Annotated in this window: 1 protein-coding gene; it reads left to right on the top strand. The window is 38.3% G+C overall.

Going from position 1 to position 1293, the window contains the following annotated elements; genetic code table 11:
• Positions 1–53: 53 nt before the first annotated feature.
• Positions 54–1264 (top strand): IS3 family transposase gene (locus M998_RS19470; protein WP_111750917.1). Its coding sequence is split into 2 segments (ribosomal slippage): positions 54–399 and positions 399–1264, totalling 1212 coding nucleotides; the frame shifts between segments, so codons are not numbered across the junction.
• The last annotated feature ends 29 nt before the right edge of the window (positions 1265–1293 follow it).

Raw genomic sequence — 1293 nt, 5'->3', positions numbered from 1 at the left:
TGACCCGTCCTAAATAAGGTTGACACTTTTCCAACTTAAAATTGGAGAGTGTAATGAAACCAGCAAGTAAACGAACTCAACGTGATTATTCCCTAGCCTTTAAATTGGCGGTCGTTGACCAAGTAGAAAAAGGCGAATTCACCTATAAACAAGCTCAATGTCAATATGGCATACAAGGTCGTTCTACCGTTTTGGTTTGGCTTCGTAAGCATGGTAGGTTAGATTGGTCGAAAGATACGCCCAACGCTCTTTATAAAGGTGCCGCTATGATCCAATCTTCTGAGCAACAAACACCTGAACAACGCATTAAAGCGCTCGAAAAAGAACTTGAAGAAGCTCAGCTTAAAGCCGATTTCTTTGAAGCCGTTGTTAAAGTCATGGATAGAGATTTTGGAGTCCGCTTGTCAAAAAAGCGCAAAGCCGAGTTATTGAAGAAAAAACGGTTGAAAAACTCACAATAACGACCGCATGTCGCTTCATGAAAATTAGTCGGCAAGCCTATTACAAACGCCAAGATATGTCTGAAGAACGAAAAAAAACAGACGCCATTATTGTCGATGCTGTTAAAGGTGAACGCGTTTTTCAACCCAGATTAGGAGGGCGCAAGTTACATTTTATTTTAAAACAAAAACAATTCGTTATTGGTCGAGACCGACTATTTTCTTTATTGAAAGAACATCGGTTACTTGTCCCTACTAAACGTGCTTACCATCGAACAACATTAAGCCATCATCGTTTTCATCGTCATCCAAACTTAATTAAATCCGGATTTATCCCCACACAACCTGAACAACTTTGGGTGGCGGATATTACCTATTTATCGACTCATGAAGGTGATACGTATTTAAGTTTAATCACCGATGCATATTCACGAAAAATCGTGGGTTATCATTTAGATGACAATATGAAAACGAATGCGGTAAAGAAATCATTTCTTCAAGCCTTAAAAAAACGAAGTTCAGCAACCTCCTTAGTCCATCATTCAGATCGGGGTTTACAATATTGCTCAGCGGAATATCAGGAAATACATAAAAAGTATAATATTCAATGCTCAATGACAGATGGTTATGACTGCTATCAAAATGCATTGGCAGAACGGGTCAATGGAATATTAAAAATGGAGTATTTACTAGTCAAGCCGAGTAATTTGGAGCAGGCAAGAAAGTTAGTTGAAGAATCAATACAATTGTATAATGAAAGGCGACCGCATTTATCATTAAATTATAAAACGCCCAATGAGGTTCATCGAGCGTTTTATACCTGAAAAGTTGTCAACCTATATCAGGACTAGTC

This window comes from Providencia heimbachae ATCC 35613 (genome assembly GCF_001655055.1).
GTDB lineage: Bacteria > Pseudomonadota > Gammaproteobacteria > Enterobacterales > Enterobacteriaceae > Providencia > Providencia heimbachae.
The sequence above is the reverse complement of the archived record's forward strand: the minus strand, read 5'-3'. Positions and strand labels throughout refer to the sequence as shown.